The sequence below is a fragment of the Streptomyces sp. NPDC005878 genome, assembly GCF_040629815.1.
GTDB lineage: Bacteria > Actinomycetota > Actinomycetes > Streptomycetales > Streptomycetaceae > Streptomyces.
Genome location: NZ_JBEXWK010000013.1, coordinates 19794 through 43267, shown reverse-complemented (window position 1 = coordinate 43267; position 23474 = coordinate 19794). Strand labels below are relative to the sequence as shown.

The 23474-nt window shown below is 72.6% G+C and carries 16 protein-coding genes; 12 read left to right on the top strand and 4 right to left on the bottom strand.

Annotated features, from left to right (window positions below):
- The first annotated feature begins 49 nt into the window (after positions 1 to 49).
- The 5 genes from ABZ404_RS20210 to ABZ404_RS20190 all read left to right on the top strand — a co-directional run bounded on the left by ABZ404_RS20210 (position 50) and on the right by ABZ404_RS20190 (position 7998).
- Positions 50 to 1402, top strand: a complete 1353-nt coding sequence (locus ABZ404_RS20210; protein ID WP_358835294.1) for an ABC transporter substrate-binding protein — start codon at positions 50 to 52, stop codon at positions 1400 to 1402.
- A gap of 7 nt (positions 1403 to 1409) precedes the next feature.
- Positions 1410 to 2780: a sugar ABC transporter permease gene (locus ABZ404_RS20205; protein WP_358835295.1), complete on the top strand. Its 1371-nt coding sequence runs from the start codon at positions 1410 to 1412 to the stop codon at positions 2778 to 2780.
- A gap of 97 nt (positions 2781 to 2877) precedes the next feature.
- Entirely contained in the window at positions 2878 to 3756 is an 879-nt protein-coding gene (locus tag ABZ404_RS20200) for a carbohydrate ABC transporter permease (protein WP_358835296.1), read from the top strand.
- A gap of 149 nt (positions 3757 to 3905) precedes the next feature.
- Positions 3906 to 6149: a bifunctional glycosyltransferase family 2 protein/CDP-glycerol:glycerophosphate glycerophosphotransferase gene (locus tag ABZ404_RS20195; protein WP_358835297.1), complete on the top strand. Its 2244-nt coding sequence runs from the start codon at positions 3906 to 3908 to the stop codon at positions 6147 to 6149.
- 391 nt (positions 6150 to 6540) lie between these two features.
- Positions 6541 to 7998 (top strand): hypothetical protein, encoded by a 1458-nt coding sequence (locus ABZ404_RS20190; RefSeq protein WP_358835301.1) that lies wholly within the window; start codon positions 6541 to 6543, stop codon positions 7996 to 7998.
- A 78-nt stretch (positions 7999 to 8076) separates the two neighbouring features.
- Here the strand turns inward: ABZ404_RS20190 and ABZ404_RS20185 are convergent, their stop codons facing one another.
- The gene (locus ABZ404_RS20185; protein ID WP_358835298.1) at positions 8077 to 8709 is read right to left on the bottom strand and encodes a TetR/AcrR family transcriptional regulator; all 633 of its coding nucleotides are present in this window, start codon (positions 8707 to 8709) and stop codon (positions 8077 to 8079) included.
- 329 nt (positions 8710 to 9038) lie between these two features.
- On the opposite strand from ABZ404_RS20185, the gene ABZ404_RS20180 reads away from it, so the two are divergent.
- The 5 genes from ABZ404_RS20180 (at position 9039) to ABZ404_RS20160 (ending at position 15126) form a co-directional block, all read left to right on the top strand.
- A complete protein-coding gene (locus tag ABZ404_RS20180; RefSeq protein WP_358835302.1) occupies positions 9039 to 9905 on the top strand; it encodes an ABC transporter permease in 867 nt (288 codons plus the stop codon).
- The gene (locus ABZ404_RS20175) at positions 9898 to 10704 is read left to right on the top strand and encodes an ABC transporter ATP-binding protein (RefSeq protein WP_358835299.1); all 807 of its coding nucleotides are present in this window, start codon (positions 9898 to 9900) and stop codon (positions 10702 to 10704) included. The genes ABZ404_RS20180 and ABZ404_RS20175 overlap by 8 nt, the downstream gene beginning before the upstream one ends.
- A gap of 187 nt (positions 10705 to 10891) precedes the next feature.
- Entirely contained in the window at positions 10892 to 12031 is a 1140-nt protein-coding gene (locus ABZ404_RS20170; RefSeq protein WP_358835303.1) for a glycosyltransferase family 87 protein, read from the top strand.
- 67 nt (positions 12032 to 12098) lie between these two features.
- Positions 12099 to 13136, top strand: coding sequence for a serine/threonine-protein kinase (locus ABZ404_RS20165; protein WP_358835300.1), 1038 nt, complete (start codon positions 12099 to 12101; stop codon positions 13134 to 13136).
- Positions 13137 to 13215: 79 nt separating this feature from the next.
- The gene (locus ABZ404_RS20160) at positions 13216 to 15126 is read left to right on the top strand and encodes a serine/threonine-protein kinase (RefSeq protein WP_358990661.1); all 1911 of its coding nucleotides are present in this window, start codon (positions 13216 to 13218) and stop codon (positions 15124 to 15126) included.
- A 96-nt stretch (positions 15127 to 15222) separates the two neighbouring features.
- Here ABZ404_RS20160 and ABZ404_RS20155 read toward each other — a convergent pair whose 3' ends face one another.
- Positions 15223 to 20193, bottom strand: coding sequence for an NAD-glutamate dehydrogenase (locus ABZ404_RS20155; protein ID WP_358836963.1), 4971 nt, complete (start codon positions 20191 to 20193; stop codon positions 15223 to 15225).
- Positions 20194 to 20696: 503 nt separating this feature from the next.
- Between ABZ404_RS20155 and ABZ404_RS20150 the strand changes: the two genes are divergently transcribed.
- Entirely contained in the window at positions 20697 to 21263 is a 567-nt protein-coding gene (locus ABZ404_RS20150) for a DJ-1/PfpI family protein (protein ID WP_358836964.1), read from the top strand.
- Between the two features lie 208 nt (positions 21264 to 21471).
- Here the strand turns inward: ABZ404_RS20150 and ABZ404_RS20145 are convergent, their stop codons facing one another.
- Both ABZ404_RS20145 and ABZ404_RS20140 read right to left on the bottom strand, forming a co-directional pair.
- A complete protein-coding gene (locus tag ABZ404_RS20145; protein ID WP_358836965.1) occupies positions 21472 to 22146 on the bottom strand; it encodes an HAD family hydrolase in 675 nt (224 codons plus the stop codon).
- A gap of 79 nt (positions 22147 to 22225) precedes the next feature.
- Positions 22226 to 22732 (bottom strand): hypothetical protein, encoded by a 507-nt coding sequence (locus ABZ404_RS20140; protein ID WP_358990637.1) that lies wholly within the window; start codon positions 22730 to 22732, stop codon positions 22226 to 22228.
- 267 nt (positions 22733 to 22999) lie between these two features.
- Between ABZ404_RS20140 and ABZ404_RS20135 the strand changes: the two genes are divergently transcribed.
- Positions 23000 to 23458 (top strand): Rv3235 family protein, encoded by a 459-nt coding sequence (locus ABZ404_RS20135; protein ID WP_358836703.1) that lies wholly within the window; start codon positions 23000 to 23002, stop codon positions 23456 to 23458.
- Positions 23459 to 23474: the final 16 nt, after the last annotated feature.

Here is a 23474-nt window from a genome sequence, read left to right as displayed (position 1 = left end):
GACTGTCCGGACGGGACGACGACCTCGGTGAGCGGGAGGCGGCACACTCATGCGTACAGGCCGGAAGTTGGTCGGGATGGCCATCGTCGGGGCACTCGCCCTCACCGCCACCGCCTGCGGGGACGACAAGAAGGACGACGAGACAAAACCGGCGCCCGGCAAGTCCGGCACGGCGGCCGCCGTCACCCTCCCCCGCCTCGACGGGCAGAAGATCGAAGTGGCCGCGGTGTGGACCGGCCCCGAGCAGGCCAACTTCGTCAAGGTGCTGAAGGAGTTCGAGAGCCGTACCGGCGCCACCGTCACGTTCGTCCCCGCCCAGGACCCCATCGTCAACTTCCTCGGCACCAAGATCGCCGGTGGCAGCCCGCCCGACGTGGCCATGCTGCCGCAGGTCGGCGCCATCCAGCAGGCCGTGCGGAAGAAGTGGGTCAAGCCCGTCGGCCCGGACGCCAAGGCCCAGCTCGCCAAGAACTACAGCAAGGTCTGGCAGGACCTGGGCGCGGTCGACGGCACCCAATACGCCGTGTACTTCAAGGCCGCCAACAAGTCCCTGGTCTGGTACAACACCAAGGTCTTCGACACCGCGGGCGCCCAGGTCCCCAAGACCTGGAAGGACTTCCTGGCCACCGCCGACACCATCTCCGCCTCCGGCGTCACCCCGGTCTCCGTCGGCGGCGCCGACGGCTGGACCCTCACCGACTGGTTCGAGAACATCTACCTCTCCCAGGCGGGCCCGGAGAAGTACGACCAACTGGCCAAGCACCAGCTCAAGTGGACCGACCCGTCGGTCAAGGACGCCCTGACCACCCTCGGCCAGCTCTTCGGCAAGCCCGACCTCATCGCGGGCGGCGCGACCGGCGCGCTCCAGACCGAGTTCCCCGCCTCCGTCACCCAGACCTTCACCGGCGGCGACCAGCCCAAGGCGGGCATGGTCTTCGAGGGCGACTTCGTCGGCATCAACATCGCGCAGACCAGCGCGAAGATCGGTACGGACGCGAAGGTCTTCCCGTTCCCCGCCGTCGGCGCCAAGGCGCCCGTCGTGACCGGCGGAGACGCGGCCGTCGCGCTCAAGGACACCAAGGGCGCCCAGGCCCTGCTCACCTGGCTGGCCTCCGCGGACGCCGCCAAGGTCTGGGCCTCGGCGGGCGGGTACATCTCGCCCAACAAGGCCACGGACCTCGCCGCGTACCCCAACGACGTCCAGCGCGACATCGCCAAGGCCCTGATCGCGGCCGGGGACGACGTACGGTTCGACATGTCCGACCAGGCCCCGCAGTCCTTCGGCGGCACGCCGGGCAAGGGTGAGTGGAAGGACCTCCAGGACTTCCTGAAGAACCCCAAGGACGTGAGCGGCGCCCAGGCCAGGCTGGAGGCCGACGCGGCCGCGGCGTACAAGAACTGACCCGGTCATGACCACCGCGCCGGTACCGCCGCCCGCCTCGCCCGCCCCTCCCCCGCCCTCCGCCGCCCCGCCCGGCCGCGGGACCGTCAGGAGCGTCACCGGGACGCGCGTCTACCTCGCCGCCGGGTTCCTGCTGCCCGCGCTCGTCCTGCTGGGCGCGCTGGTGGTGTATCCGATCGGGTACTCGGTCTACCGCTCGTTCTTCGACCGGTCCGGCGACGGTTTCGCGGGGATCGACAACTACAAGACGCTCTTCACCGACGACACCATCCTGAAGGCCGTCGAGAACAACGCGATCTGGGTGGTCTGCGCCCCGACCATCGCCACCGTCCTTGGGCTGATCTTCGCCGTACTGACCGAACGGGTGCGGTGGGGAACGGCGTTCAAGCTGATCGTCTTCATGCCGATGGTGATCTCGATGCTGGCCGCGGGGATCATCTTCCGGCTGGTGTACGAGCAGGACCCGGACCGGGGCGTCGCCAACGCCGTCTGGGTGGGGGTGCACGACACCTTCGCCGAGTCGGCCGGCTTCCCCCGCGCCCGTCCGCTGCCCGCCGCCCCTCTCGGGCCGGGCGGCGGGGGCTCCTTCGTGACCAAGGATGCCGTCCACGCCGGGCAGAGCGCGCTGCTGCCGCTCGTCGGGGTGCCCGCCGAGAAGATGCCGTCGTCCGCGAAGCCGGCGCGGCCCGCCGCCGCCGGCCCCGGTGAGATCACCGGTACCGCCTGGCTCGACTTCACTAAGGGGGGCGGCGGCAGGCCCAACACCATCGACTCCAAGGAGCTGGGCCTCAAGGGCCTCAAGATCGAAGCCGTACGGGACGGCCGGGTCGTCGCGACCGCCACCGCCCGCGCGGACGGGACCTTCACGCTGCCCGCGAAGGCGGACGGGGCGAGACTGCGGCTGCCCCGGAGCAACTTCCGCGAGCCCTACAACGGCGTGAACTGGCTCGGCCCGACCCTCGTCACCCCCGCCATCATCGGCTCGTACATCTGGATGTGGGCCGGGTTCGCGATGGTGCTCATCGCGGCCGGACTCGCCGGGCTGCCGCGCGAACTCCTCGAGGCGGCACGGGTGGACGGGGCCAACGAGTGGCAGGTGTTCCGGCGGGTGACCGTGCCGCTGCTCGCGCCCGTCCTCGCCGTGGTCCTGGTCACCCTGATGATCAACGTACTGAAGATCTTCGACCTGATCTTCATCATCGCGCCCGGCTCCAGCCAGGACGACGCCAACGTACTGGCGCTCCAGCTCTACCGCTCCTCGTTCGGCACGGACGCCGATCTCGGCGTCGGCAGCGCGATCGCGGTCCTGCTGCTGGTCCTGGTCATACCGGTGATGCTCTTCAATATTCGCAGGATGCGGCGGGAGGCCGGGCGATGACGACGAGCCACGCCGCGACCACCCCCTGCCGGGGGTCCGGGGGTCGCCCCCCGGGACAGCACAGCAATATCCGCAGGATGCGGCGGGAGGCCGGGCGATGACAGTCGTGGGGGTCGTCAAGGCCAAGCAGTCGCTGCCCGCCCGGATCGCCGCCCGGGCCGGGGGCGGGGCGCTGCGCGTCTTCCTCGTCCTGGTCGGGCTGTTCTGGCTGATGCCGACCGTCGGGCTGCTGCTGTCCTCGCTGCGCGGCTCCTCCGACATCGCCGCCAGCGGCTGGTGGAAGGTCTTCACCGAGCCGTCCCAGCTCACCTTCCACAACTACTCCAGCCTGCTGGACAACAGCACGATCACCGACTCGCTGCTGTCCACCGTGATGATCACCGTGCCCGCGACCGTCCTGGTCGTCGTCATCGGCTCGTTCGCCGGATACGCCTTCGCGTGGATGGACTTCCCGGGCCGGGACTGGTGGTTCATGGTCGTGGTGAGCCTGCTCGTCGTCCCCGTCCAGGTCGCCCTCGTCCCCGTCGCCAAACTCTTCGGCAAGATCGGCATCTTCGAGACGACGGTCGGTGTCATCACCTTCCACGTCGCCTTCGGCCTGCCCTTCGCGATCTTCCTGCTGCGGAACTTCTTCGCGGAGATCCCCCGGGAGCTCCTGGAGGCCGCGCGACTCGACGGGGCGGGCGAGGTGCGCCTGTTCACCCGGGTCGTCCTGCCGCTCGGCGGCCCGGCGATCGCCTCGCTCGGCATCTTCCAGTTCCTGTGGGTGTGGAACGACATGCTGGTGGCGCTGATCTTCGCGGACTCCAAGCACCCGCCGATCACGGTCGCCCTCCAGCAGCAGGTACGGCAGTTCGGCAACAACATCGACGTCCTGGCGCCCGGCGCCTTCGTCTCCATGGTCATCCCGCTGGCCGTCTTCTTCGCCTTCCAGCGGCAGTTCGTGTCGGGGGTGATGGCGGGCGCCGTCAAGTAACCGGACCGGGCTCCGGCGGCGCGGTCCGGGCGGCGCGGTCCGGACGGCGCGTCCGGGCGTCCGGGCGGCCGCGTCAAGCGTGCGCCACGGCTTCACCCCGCGTGCCGCCCCGGCGTAACCCGTTCGTGCCATCCGCCGTTCTACGGGCCATGCCCCGGTTCAGCGTGATCGTTCCCGTGTTCAAGGTCCAGGCCCATCTCCACGACTGTCTGGGCTCGGTGCTGAGCCAGTCGTACGACGATCTGGAACTGATCGCGGTGGACGACTGCTCACCGGACGCGTCCGGTGCGATCCTCGACGAACACGCCGCCCGCGACCGCCGCGTCACCGCCCTGCACCTGGCCTCCACCACAGGCCCCGGCCCCGCCCGGAACGCCGGGCTCGCCCACGCCACCGGCGACTACGTGCTCTTCCTCGACGCCGACGACGCCCTCGCCCCCGGCGCCCTCCAGGCCGTCGCGGACCGGCTCAAGGAGACCGGCGACCCGGACGTGCTGGTCTACGGCCACGCGCGCTACGACCACGCGCGGACGTCCCCGTCGGGCGAGCAGGTCCGCGACCCTGCCGCCGCCCAGCTCACCGAGACCGGTCCCGCCACCTTCCGGCTCGCGGACCGGCCGGGGCTGCTCAGGCTCACGGGCGCGGTGTGGAACAAGGCGTACCGCCGCGCGTTCGTCGAGGAGCAGGGCCTCGGCTTCACCGCCGGCTGCTACGAGGACGTGCCGTGGACGTATCCGGCGCTGTTGGCCGCCGGGACGCTCGCCACCCTGGACCGGATCTGCGTCCACCACCGCGAACGCCGCCACGGCGGCCTGCTGTCCACCACCGGCCGCCGCCACTTCGACCTCTTCGAGCAGTACGAGAGGGTGTTCGCGTTCATCGACGAGCGCCCCGAACTGGCCCCGCTGCGCCCGCTGGTGTTCCGGCGGATGGCCGACCACTTCCTGGCCGTGTTCACCACCCGGGCGCGCCTGCCGCGCGGCAGCCGCGCCGAGTTCTTCCGGCGTGCCCGCGCCCAATACCGCCGCCACCGCGTCCCGGGCGGCGGCCCGCGCACCCTGCGCGTGCGGGTGCGGCACGGCCTGGTGCGGCTCGGCGCCCACCGGGCTCTGCTGGGGCTTGAGGCGCTCGGCGCCGTGCGCGCCCGCGCGGGACGGTCGCTGCGCGCGCTCGGCCGCGCCCTGCGCTCGGGAGTGCTCCACCTGCACTACCGGATCCAGCTGCGGCTGCCGCTGCGGGACGAGGCGGTCTTCAGCGCGTACGGGAACGGGGGGTACGCCTGCAACCCGGCCGCGATCGAGGCGAAGGTGCGCGAGCTGGTGCCCCGGGTGCGCACCACCTGGGTGGCGGCGCCCGCGCACCTGCACACGGTGCCGCCCGCGACGGCCAGGGTGGCGCCGGACACCTTCGCGTACTGGACGGCGCTGGCCCGGGCCACGTACCTGGTCAGCAACGTGGAGTTCGACGGGCGGCTGGTCAAGCGGAAGGGCCAGGTGCTGCTCCAGACCCATCACGGCACCCCGCTCAAGACCATGGGCCTGGACCTGATGGACCGTCCGGCGGCCGCCCGCGACACCGACTTCGCCGCCCTGGTCGCCGGCAGCGACATGTGGGACTACAGCCTCTCCGCCAACCTCCACTCCACCCTCACCTGGGAGCGCACGCGCCCCTCGGGTTGCACCACGCTCGAATACGGCTATCCGCGCAACGACGTCTTCCACCGGGCGAGCGCGGCGGACGTGGCCCGGCTCCGCGACGGCCTGGGCATCCCCCCGGGCGCCACCGCCGTCCTGTACGCGCCGACGCACCGCGACTACCGGCGCGGCCAGCACCGCCCCCTCGACCTGGAGCGCGTGGCCCGGACGCTTGGCCCCGGCGTCGTGCTGCTCACCCGCGCCCACCCCGCGTACGGCGCGCCGCTGGCCGAGGTCACGCACCCGCGGATCATCGACGTCAGCGGGCACCGGTCGGTCGAGCAGCTGTGCCTGGCCGCCGACGCGCTGGTCACCGACTACTCCTCACTGATGTTCGACTACGCCAACCTGGACCGTCCGATCGTCATCCACGCCGACGACTGGGAGGCCTACGAGGCCGCCCGCGGCACCTACTTCGACCTGCGGGCCTTCCCGCCGGGCGCGGTCGCCCGCACCGAGGACGAGCTGATCGACATCTTCTGCACCGGCCACTGGCGCGGCTCCCGCTCGGCCCAGCTGCGGGCCGCGTTCCGGGCCAGGTTCTGTCCGCACGACGACGGGCACGCGGCGGAGCGGGTGGTGCGGCGGGTCTTCCTCGACCAGAGCGGCGGCCGGCCGCCGGTGGTGCCGCTGGAGGACCGCCGCCCCGCGCCCGCGCCTGCGGCCGCGGCCCGGCGCGAAACGGCGGGGCTGGTCTAGCGCCCTCGGGCCCCGCGCCGGTCACGGGGAGCGCCTTCCCGCCGGCGGACGGGGGTGCTCGCGCTCCCGCGTGCCCAACCCTCGAACGCGGGGGCGGTCACCTCGGCCCGTCCATCCGGGTGACGGGGCGCGGGCCGTGGCAGTGGGGGCGGTCGCGGTGCTCGCGCGCGCCGCTCCCCGGGCGGCCGGGTCCTCGACCGGCTGACGGCGGGCTGCTGATCGGGTGATGGAGACGGGATGCCGGTGCGGAACAGCACCCCCAAGGAACCGATGACCTGTGCGCACCTCTCCTCCCGCCGGTCCCGCCCGGCTTCCGGCACCCCGGCGCGCGGCCGCCCGCCCCGCCGACGCGCCGCCCCCGGGCCCCGCCTGGCGCGTCACGCCGTACTTCGTGCTGGGCGGGGTGTTCTGGGTGGTGATGTCGGCGGCGGCCTGGCGGGTGCCGTTCTGCTGCGACCTGGGCACGCACGCCGCCGTGGTGGAGCGCCTGAAGGCCGATCTGCTGGCCCCGGCCCACCCGATGGCGGACCTGCCGGGCGCGGGCAGCCCGTACTTCTCGCCGTACTCCGTGGTCCAGGGCCTGTTCGCGCACCTCACCGAGTTGCCGGGCCGGATGGTGGTGCGGCTCTTCGGGCCGCTCAACCTGCTGGTCCTGATCACCGGGCTCGGCCGCTTCACCCGGCTGTTCTCCCCGCGCGCGTGGGCGCCGGTGTTCGCGCTGGTCTTCTCGTCGGTGCTGTGGGGCACCGCGGTGACCTGGTGGAGCGGGTTCCTCGGCCTGCTGTCCATGACCGGCAACCTGTCCTACCCCAGTACCTTCGCCATCGGACTCACCTTCCACATCTGGGCCCTGGCGGGCCGGCTGACGGCACGTTCCTCGCGGACCGCCCGATGGCGGGCGGCCCCGCTGGAGTACGCCGCGCTCGGCGTGCTCACCGGCGTGGTCGTCCTCGTCCACCCGATCACCGCGATCGCCGCGGTGATCGGCACGGCCGGGCTCGCCCTCGCGCGGAAGGGGGCGTGGAACCGCGCGACGGCCGTCCACTGGGCGCTGGCGGGGGCGGGCGCGTTCGCGGTGGCCGTGACCTGGCCGTACTGCGACATCTTCACACTCGTCGGTGACACCGGCATCGATTCCATGCACAGGGCGCTGTACGAAAATCTGACCGGTCGCTACTGGCTGGCGGCCCTGCTCGGCGGCCCCGCCCTGCTGTTGCGCCTGCGCCGCGACCGGCGCGACCCGCTGGCGCTGATGACGCTGCTGTTCGCGCTGGTCGTCCTGTACGGCTGGGCCAGCGGCCACTACACCTACGGCCGGCTGCTCGCCCTCGCCCCGGTGCCCGCGCAGGTCGCGCTCGCCGTCGAAGTGGCCCGGCCGCGCCCCTGGTCGGCGGCCCGCCGCGCCCTGGCCCCGCTCGCGGCGGCCGGGGCGTGCCTCGGGTTCGTCTCGGCCCAGGCGGGGGCGGTGGCGCCGAGCCTGGGCGTACGGAGTGTGGAGCGCCCGCCGCACTGGGCCACGTACGGCTGGGCCGCCCAGCACATCCCGCCCGGGGAGACGGTGCTGGCGGACGGCTACTACGTAGTGCGCTCCCTGCCCGGGTACGGGCCCTTCCTGGTGGCCCCGGTCTGGCCGGACCCGGCGCTCGCGGAGCCCGAACGGCTGCGCCGCAAGGCGGCGGTGGCGCGCTATCTGTCCCCGTCGACGCCGCGCCACGCGCGCGCGGCCATCGCCCGGCGCTACGGAGTGCGCTGGCTGCTGCTCACACCGAAGGAGCGCCTGCCCGAGGAGGCGGTGGTGGTCGCGTTCAGCCCGCGCAGCGGGGAGGTGCTGGCCCGGGTCGCGTACTGAGCGCGGCGCGGCGCCGGGAGGGCGGCCGTCCGGGGGAACCGTCCGGGCGGGGCGGGCGGCCCGCGGCCGGGGGAGGTCTCAGCCCGTCGCCTTCAGCGCCGCCACAGCCGACGTGGCCAGATCGTCCAGATAGCCCTTGGGCAGGTCGCCCCGGACCACCACAAGGCGCCAGTACAGCGGTCCCACGATCAGGTCGAGGGCGCGGTCCGGGTCGGTGCCCCCGGGGAGCTCGCCGCGCTCCACGGCCTCGCGCACGACGACCGCAGCGACGCCCTTCTGCCCGTCGAGCAACGCCTCCTTGATGGCGTCGGCGATCTCCGGGTGCCGGACGGACTCCACCAGCAGGTCCGGGATCACCTGGGAGGCGACCGGGTGGCGCAGGGCGAGCGACGCCACCGCCAGCAGCGCCCGGATGTCCCCGTACAGCGAGCCGGTGTGCGGCACCGGGAGGCCCTGTGCGGCGAAGGCGGACACCAGGTCGAGGACCAGGCTCAGCTTGGACTTCCAGCGGCGGTAGACGGCCGTCTTGCCCACTCCGGCGCGGCGCGCGATGCCCTCGATCGACATCCGGGCGAACCCGACCGCCGCCAGCTCCTCGAACACGGCCTTGCGGATGGCCTCGGTCACGTCCGAGCGCAGCACGGCGGCTCCTGCCGGGGCACGGCGCTGGGGTTCGGCGGGGGCCGGGGCCGGGGCGTCCGAGTGGGTCATGTCCTGAGCATAGCGATACGACGAGACGGTTGCGTTGCGACGTCGGGGCGTCCTACTCTCACCGTGACGACGATACGGTCCCGTCCCGTCGTCACCCCGGGTTCACCGCCCGGCCACGCCCCGGCCACGAAGGCACCCCGGCCGGGAGACACACCCCGGGCCGGACCGCACGCCCCCGCCCGGCCCCACCCGACTTCCCGACTGCCCGACAGCCCGCCCGCGAAGCCACGTCGAAAGCGACCGTTGTGAGCCAGACCGCAGCACCGCCGGCCCCGCCCGCGCCGCCCGTCCCCGCACAGGACCCCCGGCCCGCCGACCCCGACCAGGGCCTGAGCGCCGCCGAACTGGCCGCCAAGTACGGCCTGACGGTCAGCGGCGCCCGGCCCTCGCTCAAGGAGTACGTCCACCAGCTCTGGGAGCGCCGCCACTTCATCTCGGCGTTCGCCACCGCCAAGCTCACCGCGCAGTACAGCGAGGCGAAGCTGGGCCAGATCTGGCAGCTGATGACACCGCTGCTCAACGCGACGGTCTACTACTTCATCTTCGGCGTCCTGATGGGCACCAAGCAGGGCGTCCCGGACTACACCCCGTTCCTGGTGACCGGCGTCTTCATCTGGACCTTCACCGCCAACTCGATCATGTCGGGCACGCGCGCGATCACCGGCAACCTGGGCCTGGTGCGCGCCCTGCACTTCCCGCGCGCGTCCCTGCCCGTCGCGCTGGCGCTCCAGCAGCTCCAGCAGCTGCTGTTCTCCATCGCCGCACTGGCCATGATCCTGGTCGCCGTCGGCGTCTACCCGGGGCTCTCCTGGCTGATCGCCGTGCCGGTGCTGGTTCTCCAGGCCATGTTCAACACCGGCCTCTCGCTCGCCATGGCCCGCGTCGCCAGCAGGACCCCGGACATCTCGCAGCTCATGCCGTTCGTCCTGCGCACCTGGATGTACGTCTCGGGCGTCATGTGGAGCCTGCCGCAGCTGATGACCCGCAGCTCGCTGCCGCACGGCCTGGTGCAGGTGCTCCAGTACAACCCGGCGGCCGTCTACATCGACCTGATGCGCTTCGCGCTCATCCACAGCTTCAGGGCGACCCAGCTCCCGCCGCACGTGTGGGCGGTCGCGGGCGGCTGGGCGCTCCTCGCCCTCGTCGCCGGGTTCCTCTACTTCTGGAAGGCAGAGGAGACGTACGGACGTGGCTGACAGCACTCCCGCCGTGACCGGCACCGCCGCCGCGCTCGGCGCCCCCACCGTGATCGCCGACCAGGTCCACGTCGTCTACCGGGTGAACGGCGGCTCCTCCAAAGGAAGGGGCAGCGCGACCTCCGCGCTCAGCCGGATCGCCTCCCGCAAAGCCACCCCCGGCGTCCGCGAGGTGCACGCCGTCAAGGGCGTCAGCTTCGTCGCCCGCAAGGGTGAGGCGATCGGCCTGATCGGCTCCAACGGCTCGGGAAAGTCCACCCTCCTGAAGGCCGTCGCGGGCCTGCTCCCGACCAGGAGCGGCCGGATCTTCACCCAGGGCCAGCCGTCCCTGCTGGGCGTGAACGCGGCGCTGATGAACGACCTCACCGGCGAACGCAACGTCACCCTCGGCGGTCTCGCCATGGGCATGTCCCGCGAGGAGGTCAGGGACCGCTACGACGACATCGTCGACTTCTCCGGGATCAACGAGAAGGGCGACTTCATCTCGCTCCCGATGCGCACCTACTCCTCCGGCATGGGCGCCCGGCTGCGGTTCTCCATCGCCGCCGCCAAGTCCCACGACGTCCTCCTGATCGACGAGGCGCTGTCCACCGGCGACGCCCGCTTCCAGCGGCGCAGCCGGGAGCGGATCGAGGAGCTGCGCGCCGAGGCGGGCACGGTCTTCCTGGTGAGCCACGGCAACGGCACCATCAAGCAGACCTGCGACCGGGCCCTCTGGCTGGAGTCGGGAGTCCTGCGGATGGACGGCCCGGCCGACGAGGTGGTCGCGGCGTACGAGGAATACACCGGAAAGAAATAATGCACAACCGGAAAAATTAGGGTCACACCGGTACGAATAAATATCCCAAAACGGACTAAACTTCTGGGCGATGACGACCCAGCAGCTGCGTGTCCCCACTCCGTCCACCGCCCCCCGGCCCGGCGCCGCAGACCGCCGCATCCGGTACGCCGTCCTCGCCGCCACCTGGCTCGCCACGCGCGCGTTGATGCTGTTCCTCCTCGTCGACGACTCCATCGGCGTCGGCGGGGTCAGCGGTGAGGTGTACGTGCTGTACCGCCAGTGGTACGGGCAGCTGACCGCCGGTCACTTCCCGTACGGCGACCCCACCTGGCAGTACCCGCCGGGCGCCGGCGTGGTGATCCTCTCCCCCGCGCTGCTGCCGTTCCTCACCTTCTTCCAGGCGTTCGTCGGGCTCACCCTGGCGGCCGACGCGCTGATCGCCGTCGCCCTCGTACGGGCCGGGTCCCGCCCGGCGGGCAGCGCGGCGGGCGTCTGGGCCTGGATCGGCGGCCTGCCGCTGCTGCTCCACCTCCCCTACGGCCGCTACGACGTCCTGGTCACCGCCCCGGCCGTGGCCGCCCTGCTCTGCCTACGGCGCACGCCGCGCCTGAGCGGGGTGCTCGCCGGGGTCGGCGCGCTGGTCAAGGTGTGGCCCGCGCTGGCCCTGATCGGGACCCCGCGCGGTCGCACCACGCGCGCGTCGTGGACGGCGGCGCTCGGCGCGGCAGCCGCGCTGCTCGCCGTCCTCGCCCTCGGCTTCAGCCACACCCTGGACTTCCTGCGCCAGCAGGGCAGCCGGGGCGTGCAGATCGAATCGCTCGGCGGCACCGCCCTCCAGCTCGCACACCTCCTCGCGCACTGGCCGGGCCGCGTCGTCTACCGCTACGGAGCCATGGAGTTCACCGGCCCGTACGTCTCCTCCGTGGCCGGGCTCGCCCTCGCCCTGACCGCGCTCGCCTTCTGCTGGCTGCTGCTGTGGCGGGTCAGGGCGCGCCGCTGGACGGCCGCCACTCCGGCGGACGCGGCCCTGTGCGCGGTGCTGCTCTTCACCGTCACCAGCCGGGTGATCAGCCCCCAGTACCTGGTCTGGCTCCTCGGTCTGGCCGCCGTGTGCCTGACCTCCCGGCAGACCAGCCAGCGGCCCGTCGCGCTCCTGATGCTGCCCGCCGCCGCGTTGAGCGCCCTCGCCTTCCCGACCCTGTACGACCAGGTCATGGCCGGGACCCCGGTCGGCACCTCGCTGATGGTCCTGCGCAACGCGCTGCTGCTGGCCGCCGCGCTGCTCTCGTGCCGCAGGCTGTGGACGGCGACGACTGCGCCCTCCGCTGTCAGTGGGCCGCGATAGTCTCGTTCCCCATCGGCACGAAGGCCTCGGCAGCGCCGCAAGAGGCCCTGGGGGAAGGGGGATCGTGGTGTCCGACACCCGTTTTCCGCCGCTGCGCGCGGACGACCCGCGCCAGATCTCCGGCTATGTCCTGGAGGCCCGCATAGGCGAGGGCGGTATGGGCACCGTCTACCTCACCCGCACCCGGGGCAGCCAGCCGGTGGCGCTGAAACTGATCCGCAGGGAGTACGCGGAGAACGACGAGTTCCGCCGCCGCTTCGCGCGCGAGGTCGAGGCCGCCCAGCGGGTGTACGGGGCGCATGTCGCCCCCGTCCTGGACCACTCGGCGCAGGGCCCCCGCCCCTGGCTCGCCACCCGCTACATCCCGGGCGTCCCGCTGGACGACGCCCTTCAGGCACATGGACCGCTGCCGCCCGAAGCCGTGCTGCACCTGCTCGCCTGCGCGGCCCGCGCACTGGACTGCGTGCACCACGCCGGGGTGATCCACCGCGATGTGAAACCAGGGAACCTGCTGCTCGCCGCCGACGGCCCCTGGCTGCTCGACTTCGGCATAGCCAAGGCCGCCGGGGCGGTCCGGCTCACCACCACCGGACGGCTGGTGGGCACCCCGAAGTACATGTCGCCCGAGCACGCCCTGGGCCGCGAACTCACCCCCGCTGCCGACGTGTTCGCGCTCGGGCTGCTCACCGGCCTCGCCGCCACCGGGCAGCATCCGTACGGACGGGGCAGCGCCCTCGCGGTCGCCGCGCGCATCGCGGGCACCGACCGCGAGCCGCCGGACCTCGCGCCGTACCCCGAACCGCTGCGCGAGGTGCTCCGGCTCTGTCTGGCCGCCCGGCCCGAAGAGCGGCCTAGCGCGGCCGAGTTGGCGGCGTTGTGCCGCCGGCTCTCGGGCCGGGGCCCGCTGGACTTCGCGGGCTGGCTTCCCGCGCCCCATCTGGCCGCGATCGGCGCGACCGAGGCGGCGGCGAGGCTGCGGATGGCGCTGCCGGACGCGCCCACGGTCCCGGCGGTGCCCCCGACCGCACCCCTGACCGTCCGCGACGCCGACGCGGCCGAGTTCATCCGGCGGGTGCGCGGGAGCAGGCGTTCCGGAGCTGAGTAGTACCGGCGGCGGCCGTCCGCGTAGGCTCTGCGCCCGCAGCAGTTGACGGCACGTCGGGTGCCATGACGGGGGAGGAACCATCAGCAGATCCGGCGACACACTCAGGCCACTGGGACCCGAGGACCCGCGCGAGACCGCCGGCTACCAGCTCCTCGCCCGCATCGGCGAAGGCGGCATGGGCACGGTCTACCTCTCGCACACCCGCGGCGGCCAGCCGGTCGCGCTCAAGGTGATCCGCCGGGAGTACGGGCAGGACGCCGACTTCCGGCGCCGCTTCGAGCAGGAGGTGCAGGCCGCCCGCCGGGTGCAGGGCTACCACATCGTTCCGGTGGTGGACCACGACACCAGCGGCGCCCAGCCCTGGCTCGCCACGCAGTACGTGCCGGGCCTCTCCCTGCACGACGCGCTGGCCTCGTTCGGCCCGCTGCCGCTGCCCGCCGTCTTCCAGCTCGTCGGCTGCGCCGCCCAGGCGCTGACCGCCGTCCACGCGGCCGGGGTCATCCACCGCGACCTGAAGCCCAGCAACGTCCTGCTCGGCTCCGGCGGCCCGTACGTGATCGACTTTGGCATCGCGCGCGCCGCCGACGCCACCCAGCTCACCGCGAGCGGCGGCATGATCGGCACGCCGCAGTACATGTCGCCCGAGCACGCGCTGGGCGAGCCGCTCACGTCCGCCACCGACGTGTTCTCGCTCGGTCTGATCGCGGCCGTCGCGGCCACCGGCCGCCACCCGTACGGCGACGGCGGCGCCATCACCGTGGCCGCGCAGATCGCCAACTCCGCCCACCGCCCGCCGGACCTGAGCGGCTACCCGGCGGAGCTGCGCCCGCTCCTGGAGTGCACGCTGACCGCCGATCCGGCGCAGCGCATCACCCCGGCCGACCTCGCCCCGCTCTGCGAGCAGGCGTCGGGGCGCGCCCTGCGCGACTTCAAGGGCTGGCTTCCGGAGGCATTGGCGGCGGAGATCGCCCGCAGCGAGCAGGCCGCCGCGACACCGCCGAAGCCCACCCCGGCCCAGCCCCCGCTGCCGCCCACCACCTCCCCGGCTTCCCCGGCGATGCCCCCGGCCCCGCCGCAGACGGCCCCGCCGACACCGCCTCCGGCCACCCCCGCGCCGCCACCCGCGGCCCCGCAGACGGGTCCGGCGACAGGTCCCCAGACGGCGCAGGGGACCGGCCCGCAGACCGGCCCCGTGCCCGGCTACGGCACGGCGTACGGCGCCCCGTACGACACGGCGTACGGGCAGGGCTACGGCACGGCGCAGCAGCCCTCCGTCCACCCGCAGGGCCAGGCCCACCACCCCCAGGCCCCCGCCCCGGCGTCGACCGCGCCGCAGAAGAAGCCAAGGCGCCGGCTCCGTACCGTCCTGATGGCGGCCACCCTGGTCGTGGCGGTCGGCGCGGGCGCCGCCGCCGCGGTCTGGCTCACCAAGAAGGACGACGACGGTGACCAGGCCAAGGGCGGCGGTTCCTCGTCGTCGCCCGTCGGCAAGAAGAACCCGCCGAAGCAGTCCCCCGTCGCCGCCACGCCCTCGGACGCTCCGAGCGACGACAGTTCGGTCCCGCCCGCCAACGTCACGTACACGGTGGTCTTCCAGGACAAGCCGATCACCGTACGGACCCCGGAATCGCTCGCCACCACGCAGATCGACTTCGATGTGCCGGCCGTGGACCCGACGGGCAAGCTCGCCTACGACAACACCGAGTTCGAGGCGCGCGACGACCGGCTGGACTTCAAGCAGGCGCTCGGCAAGGCGAACGGCACCACGCCCGAGGCGTGCCGCGACGGCGCCCTCCAGAACCCGCTGCCCAACTCCGCCTCGGCGCAGGCGCTCAACGACGACCACCTGATCAAGGCGGGCGACACCATGTGCTCGCTGACCACCAAGGGCAATCTGGCCATGTGGCAGATCACCAAGGTGACGCCGTCCACGGACAAGAACATCCCGACGTTCGAGGGCACGGTCACGCTCTGGAAGGCGACGCGCTGACCTGGGCGAAGCCGCCCGGGGAAGCCGGCAGACGAAGCCGGCGGACGCGAGGGGGCGCCCACCACACGGTGGGCGCCCCCTCGCGCGGCAAAGCGCCTAGCTGTGCGTGCGCAGCAGCGTCCGCATCGTCCGCATCGCGACCGACAGGTTCGCCAGGTCGAAGGCGTCCGAGCCCTGGATCTCCTCCAGGGTGGTGCGGGCGCGGCCGAGGATCGCCGCGTTCTTCTCCTCCCAGGCCTTGAAGCGCTGCTCGGGCGACGCGACGCCGTCACCGGCCGCTAGCACGTCCTGCGTGAGGCCCGCGTGCGCCGCGTACAGGTCCTCGCGGATGGAGGCGCGGGCCATGGACTGCCAGCGGTCGGCCCGCGGCAGCTCGATGATCCGGTCCATCAGCTGGGTGATCCGCAGCCGGTCCGCGAGGTCGTAGTACACCTCGGCGACCGCCAGCGGGTCCTTGCCGGTACGGCCCGAGATCGCCACCACGTCGAGCGAGGGGAACGCGGAGGAGAACCCGGCGACCCGGCGCGCGAGCTCGTCCGGCACCCCGGCCTCGGTCAGCTCGTCCAGGATCGACTGGTACCACTCCAGGTCGGCGCCCTTGAGCAGGTTCGCCAGCTCGCCCCAGACCTTCTCGACGCCCTCGGCGAAGTCCGTGATGGTCTCGGCGATCTGGAGCGGCTGCGGCCGGTTGTTGAGCAGCCAGCGCGTGCCGCGCTCGACGAGCCGGCGCGAGTGGAGCCGGATACGGGTCTGGACGTCGGCGTCGACCTGGTTGTCCAGCGCCTCCACCGCGTCCCACACCGCGCTCAGGCCGAAGATCTCGCGGGCCGCGGTCTGCGCCCGGACGATCTCCTCCAGGGACGCGCCGGTCTCCTCCCGCAGCCGGTGCAGGAAGGTCGAACCGCCGGTGTTCACCGTGTCGTTGACCAGGACCGTGGTGACGATCTCGCGGCGCAGCGCGTGGCCGTCGATGGCCTCGGGGAACTTCTCGCGCAGTTGCTTCGGGAAGTAGGCGTGGAGCAGCTTCTGGAGGTACGGGTCGTCCGGCAGGTCCGTGTGGATCAGCTCGTCGGCCACCGTGATCTTGGTGTAGGCGAGCAGCACGGCGAGCTCGGGCTGGCTGAGCCCGCGCCCGTTGTTCAGCAGCTCGCGGATCTGGCGGTCGGTCGGCAGGAACTCCAGCGCCCGGTCCAGGTGGCCGTCGCGCCCGAGGCGGCGCATGAACCGCTGGTGGGCGTGGAGCAGCGACGGCGACTGCGCGACCGCGTTGGCCAGGGCGGTGTTCTGCGCGTAGTTGTTGCGCAGCACCAGGTGGCCGACCTCGTCGGTCATCTGGGCGAGGATCTTGTTGCGCTGCTTGACGGTCATGTCGCCGTCCGTGACCAGACCGTTGAGCAGGATCTTGATGTTCACCTCATGGTCGGAGGTGTCCACGCCCGCGCTGTTGTCGATCGCGTCGGTGTTGACCTTGCCGCCGTTGCGGTCGAACTCGATCCGGCCGAGCTGGGTCAGACCCAGGTTGCCGCCCTCGCCGACGACCTTGACCCGCAGGTCCTCGCCATTGACGCGGATCGCGTCGTTGGCCTTGTCGCCGACGTCCGCGTTGGACTCGGCGGAGGACTTCACGTACGTACCGATGCCGCCGTTCCACAGCAGGTCCACCGGTGCCTTGAGGATCGCCTGCATCAGCTCGGCGGGCGTCAGCTTGGTGACGCCGCCCTCGATGCCCAGAGCCGCGCGCATCTGCGCGTTGACCGGGATCGACTTGGCCGTACGCGGGTGGATGCCGCCGCCGACGGACAGCAGCTCCTTGTTGTAGTCCGCCCAGGAGCTGCGCGGCAGGTCGAAGAGGCGGCGGCGCTCGGCGTAGGAGACGGCCGCGTCCGGGCTGGGGTCGATGAAGATGTGGCGGTGGTCGAAGGCGGCGACCAGGCGGATGTGCTCGGAGAGCAGCATGCCGTTGCCGAACACGTCACCGGACATGTCACCGACGCCGACGACCGTGAAGTCCTCGGTCTGGGTGTCGTGGCCGAGCTCACGGAAGTGCCGCTTGACGGACTCCCAGGCACCGCGCGCGGTGATGCCCATGCCCTTGTGGTCGTATCCGGCGGAGCCGCCGGAGGCGAACGCGTCACCGAGCCAGAAGTCGTAGCTGATCGCCACGTCGTTGGCGATGTCCGAGAAGGTCGCGGTGCCCTTGTCGGCGGCGACCACCAGATAGGTGTCGTCCTCGTCGTGGCGCACCACGTCGGCCGGCGGCACGACCTCGCCCGCCACCAGGTTGTCGGTGATGTCGAGCAGCGCCGAGATGAACGTCTTGTACGAGGCGATGCCCTCGGCCAGCCACGCGTCGCGGTCCACGGACGGGTCCGGGAGCTGCTTGGCGACGAAGCCGCCCTTGGCGCCGACCGGCACGATGACGGTGTTCTTCACCATCTGCGCCTTGACCAGGCCGAGGATCTCCGTACGGAAGTCCTCACGCCGGTCGGACCAGCGCAGACCACCGCGCGCGACCTTGCCGAAGCGCAGGTGGACGCCCTCGACTCGGGGCGAGTACACCCAGATCTCGAACGCCGGCCGGGGTGCCGGCAGGTCCGGGATCGCCTGCGGGTCGAACTTCATCGAGATGTACGCGTGGGGGTTGCCCTCGGCGTTCTTCTGGAAGTAGTTCGTGCGCAGCGTCGCCTTGATGACGGTGAGGAAGGAGCGCAGGATGCGGTCCTCGTCGAGCGAGGCGACCTGGTCGAGCGCCCCGTCCAGCTCTTCGAGCAGCCCGTCGATGAGCTCGGTGCCCGCGCTCTGGCGGCCCGGCGACATCCGCGCCTCGAAGAGCGAGACCAGCAGCCGGGTGGTGTGGACGTTGTCGCGGAGGGTGTCCTCCATGTAGTCCTGGCTGAAGGTCGAACCGGCCTGGCGCAGGTACTTGGCGTAGGCGCGCAGCACCATCGCCTGGCGCCAGTTGAGCCCGGCGCGCAGCACCAGCGAGTTGAAGCCGTCGTTCTCGGCGGCGCCGGTCCAGGTGGCGGCGAAGGCCTCCTGGAAACGCTCGCGGGCGTCGTCCGCGAGGTAGTCGCCGGTGCCGATGATCTTCTTGGGCAGGCGCAGGCCGAAGTCGTAGATCCACGCGTGCGTGCGGTCGGCGCACCGCAGCTCGTAGGGGCGCTCGTCGGTGACCTCCACGCCCAGGCGCTGGAGGACCGGCAGCACCGCCGAGAGCGAGACCTGCTCACCGATGCGGTAGATCTTGAACCGGCGCTCGCCGGGGGCCGCGCCCACCGGCTCGTACAGCGAGAGCGCGAAGTCCTTGCGGCCGTGGGTGAGCTGCTCCAGGTGGACCAGGTCGGCGACGGCCGCGCGCGGCGAGTGGTCCGCCTTGTAGCCCTCGGGGAAGGCGTGGCCGTAGCGGCGCAGCAGCTCGGCGGCGCGCTCCTCGCCGCACTCGGCGTTCAGCGCGTCGGAGAAGCCGTCCGCCCAGGAGCGGGCGGCCTCCACCAGCCGGGCCTCGATGCGCTCGGTGTCGGCGTCGGTGAGGTCGGGGAGCTCGGTGCCCGCGGGCACCCGCACCACGAAGTGGAGCCGGGACAGGATCGACTCGGTGTTCCAGGCGGTGAAGTCGACGCTGATGCCGCCGAGCTCCTCCTTGAGGATGTCGATGAGCCGCAGCCGCACGCCCGTGGTGTAGCGGTCGCGGGGCAGGTAGATCAGCGCCGAGTAGTAGCGCCCGTACTCGTCCTGGCGCAGGTAGAGGCGCAGCCGGCGCCGCTCCTGGAGGTAGAGCACGGAGGTGACGATGGAGCGCAGCTGGTCGGCCGGGGTCTGGAACAGCTCGTCGCGCGGGTAGGTCTCCAGGATCTGGAGCAGGTCGCGGCCGTCGTGGCTGTTGGGCGAGAACCCGGCGCCGCGCAGCACCTCGGCGACCTTGCGGCGCACGACGGGGACGCGGCGGACCGACTCGGTGTACGCGGCCGAGGAGAACAGGCCGAGGAAGCGGCGCTCGCCGACCACGTTGCCCTCGTCGTCGAACTTCTTCACGCCGACGTAGTCGAGGTAGGAGGGGCGGTGCACGGTGGCCCGGCTGTTGGCCTTGGTGAGCACCAGGAGCTTGTGCTCGCGGGCCTTGGCGCGCGCGTCGGCGGGCAGCCGCTCGAAGGACGGGCTGACCGGGTGGCTGTCGTCGCCGCCGTGCTGCGGGTCGGAGCGCAGGATGCCGAGGCCGGTGCCGGGCACGGCCGCCAGCGAGTCGTCCTCGCGCAGCTCGTACTCGCGGTAGCCGAGGAAGGTGAAGTGGTCGTCGGAGAGCCAGCGCAGCAGCTCCCGGGCCTCGTCCACCTCCTCGTCGCGCAGATCGCCCGCCTTGGGCTCCTTGGGGAGCTCGTCGGCGATGCGCAGCGAGGCGTCGCGCATCTTCTCCCAGTCCTCGACGGCCTCCCGGACGTCGGAGAGCACCCGCAGCAGGTCGGCGGTGATCTGCTTGAGGTCGGCGCGGTCGGTCTCACGGTCGATCTCGACGTGGATCCAGGACTCGACGAGCGCGTCGTGCGGCAGACCGCCGGCCTGCGCGGGGGTGTCCAGGACCTCGATGAGCTTGCCCGTCACGTCGCGGCGGACCACCACCTGCGGGTGGATCACGACGTGGATGCCGCGGTTCTGGCGCGAGAGCTCGTTGGTGACCGAGTCCACCAGGAAGGGCATGTCGTCGGTCACGACCTCCACGACCGAGTGGCTGCACGTCCAGCCGTTCTCCTCGACCGTCGGGGTGTGCACCCGCACGCTCGCCGTGCCCTGGGGGCGGTTTTCAGCCAACCTGTAGTGCGACAGGGCTGCGCCGAAGACGTCGACCGGGTCGCGGTCGGCCAGGTCCTCGGGAGCGGTGTGCAGGTAGTAGCGCTGGAGGTACCCGAGGACGGCGTCCCGGGCAGGACCTTCCTCCCCTGCGGCCCCGATGGTGGCTTCCCGGTCCTGGGGGGCGCCCCCCAGACCGCCGGGGCCCCCCACCGGGCTGTTCTCAGCTACCCGGGCCGCCCGTGCGAGCAGCTCGGCCTTGGCTTCGTCCAGCTTGGTCTGCATGTCCTCTGGCTCCTGTCGCGCGCCATTGCGTGACGTAGGTAGAAGCGGCGCAACGCCACGACGCGGGGTGTCCGGTCGGAGTCGACGTTATGCCGCGATGAGAGATGCCCGGGTCGTTATTGGCCATTTTCGGCGAAGGGCCCGGGATACGGGAATCAGCGAGGGCCCGGGCACTGTGGCACTCCGGGCGCAGGGCAGGGGCGGCAGTGCCCCTGCGGGATATCGCGCTGATCACGGGTCAAGGCTATCGCCCCGCCCCCCCGAACCGTCATGAGCCGTATGTGTACAAAACCAGGGACCGAAGTTTGACACTCTGGACAGCGACGCGCGCCGTCCTGACGCCCTCTTGGCAAACCGGCCGGACCGGGGCACGTTGGCCCCGTACGCGCGGTACGCCTCGCGGCACCGCGCGCCGCACCCCGCACAGCCCGAGGAACAGCGGGGTGACGCGCCCCGCGCACCCTGTACGAGCCAGGCACGCACGGTCGACTCCGGGAGCACCGATGGCAGCCAAGATCCTGATCGTGACCGGCGACGCGGCGGAGTCGCTGGAGGTCCTCTACCCCTACCAGCGGCTGCGCGAGGAAGGCTACGACGTCCACATCGCCGCCCCCGCCCGCAAGAAGCTGCAGTTCGTCGTCCACGACTTCGAGCCGGGCTTCGACACCTACACCGAGAAGCCGGGCTACACCTGGCCGGCCGACCTGGCCTTCTCGGAAGTCGACCCCGGCCAGTACGCCGCCCTGGTGATCCCGGGCGGCCGGGCGCCGGAGTACCTGCGCAACGACCCCGAGCTGCGCAAGCTCCTCAAGGCCTTCTTCGACACGGACAAGCCGGTCGCCCAGATCTGTCATGGCCCCCTCCTGACGGCGGCGATCGGCGGCCTCAGCGGCCGCCGGGTCACCGCGTACCCCGCCCTCGAACTCGACATGCAGGCCGCCGGGGCCGACTTCCGCGACGCGGAAACCGTCGTCGACGGCACCCTGGTCTCCGCCCGCGCCTGGCCGGACCACTCCACCTGGATGCGGGAGTTCCTCACGGTGCTGCGGGCGAAAGCGCCGGTGACGTAGGCGTCGGGCGCGGACGCGGTCCGGTCGGGCACGGGCCGGCTGGGTCCGGCGCGCCCGGCTGGGTCCGGCGCGGTCGGCTCGTCCGGCGCGGCCCGGCGCGGGCACGCCTGGGCGGCCCCGTAGGGCCCGTGCGAGGCGCCCGGGGGCATCCCGCGCCGGTGGCGGCCCGGCGGACGGTCCCGCCCGCTCGCGTGCGGCAGGAGGGCTCTCAGCCCGCCAGCGCCTCCGCCGTCTCGACCGCGTCCGCCAGCGTGTCCACCACCGGCACGCCCGCCAGCGCGAGGCTGGCACGGCTGTGCGACCCCCCGGTGTACAGCACCGCCCGCGCGCCCACATGGGCCGCCGCCACAGCGTCGTCCACCGCGTCCCCGATCACCACGATGCGGTCCGGGGATATGCCCTCGCCCGCCTCGCTCAGCAGGGTCAGATGCCGCACCATGTGCTCGGCCTTGCTGCCGTGCGAGGGGCCGGTGCGCCCGTCCACCCGCACGAAGTGCTCGGTGATGCCGTGCCGCCGCACGATCGGCACCAGGTGCTCGTGCGGCGCCATCGACAGCAGCGACTGGCTGAGCCCGGCCGCCCGCCGCGCGGCGAGCAGCTCCGCCGCGCCCGCCGTGAGCGCGCAGGCGTCCGCCCGGAGCCAGTAGTGCTTGTGGAACGCGTCGTCCATCACGAGCCACTCCGCCTCGGTCGGCAGCCGCCCCATCAGCCGCTCGTAGAAGCGGGGTATCGGCACGCAGTACAGCTCGCGGTAGCGCTCCAGCGTGATCGGCGCGAGGCCGAGCTCCGCGAAGGCGGCGTTGGTCGCCTCGACGACCGTCGCGATGTCGTCGAGCAGTGTGCCGTTCCAGTCCCAGACCAGATGCGTCGTGCGCTTCCCCATGCGAGAACGGTACCCAGCGCCACTGACAACGGATCCGCCCGCGCCCCGAATGTGGGCGAGAGCGCAGGTCAGCGGGGTGTCAGCCGATGAGGTTGGGAATCTCCTGCACCCCGAACCACAGCAGTTCGTGGTCCTCGGCGCCGTCGACCGTGAACTGGGCGTCGTCGTCGCCCTGGTCCGCCGCGCCCAGCGCGTCGGCCGCCGCGGCGACGTCGGTGACCGCGTCGTCGGCGTCCACGTGCACCGCCGCTGCCTTCGCCAGCGGCACCGCGCCCGCGATCCGCACCTCGCCCAGCGCGCTCGCGTCCAGGCCGCGGTCCGGGTCGGCCGAGGCGGCGCCGTCGGGCACGTCCACGGCGACCACGACGCGGCGCCTGGGGGCCCCCGGGTCCACGGCGAGCAGCCGGAGCGACGCCGCCGCGGCCCGGCTCAGCGCCGCGTACTCCAGCTCCTCGATGTCGTCCGAGACGTACCACTCGCGCAGCCCGGGCGTGACGGCGTAGGCGGTCAGCGGGCCGGGCCCGAGCTCTCCCGCCGCGTGCGCCGTCGCGAGCCCGGGGAGGGTCAGGGGGAGGTACACGCGCATGGCAGGCCGCTCTTTTCTGCTCGGAAGACGCCCTCAGGATACGTGTGGGAGTCCCCCTTCGGGTTGCCCGGACGGCCTCGGCGGCCCGGGGATGCCTGGCGCCGGATGCCCCGGCGCCACCGGCCCCGCACGGCCCCGGATCACCCGGATAGGTGAACCTCCCGGGCCCCGCCACGCCCCTGCCGCCGCCCTTGCGACCGGCGCCGCCACCCCCGTACAAGATCCCCAACAGAAAGCTACTGGCCGGTATCAAAGGGGGCGACGGAGATGAACAGGACCGACAGGACGAGGACGGCCGCGCGAACCGACAGCACCCGGCCCGCGGGCCGCGGCGACCGCGTGGGACCCGGCAGGACCGCCGCCGTCTCCGCCTACGCCCGGCGCCAGCGGCTGCCGCGCTACTGGTTCGCCGAACGTCTGCTCGCCGTCCTCAGCGGCCACCGCCCGGTCCACTGGATGCTGGGCCACACCGTCGGCGAGGCGTACGAGCAGCTGGTGCTCCTGGCCCCGGCCAGCCCGCTGCGGGCCTCGTGCCGGCCGGTGGTGCGCCACTGCGACGAGTACGTGCCCCGGCCGGGCGTCATCGAGGCCTTCGCGCGCATCGGCGCAGGCGACCACGTGCGCGCCATGGCCTTCCGCCTGGAGCAGGGCGCCGACCTGCGCTGGCGGTGCGCGGCAGTAGAAGTGGGGCCGGGCACCCGTACGGTGCCCGGCCCCACCCGGTGACAGCGCGCCTCGCGGG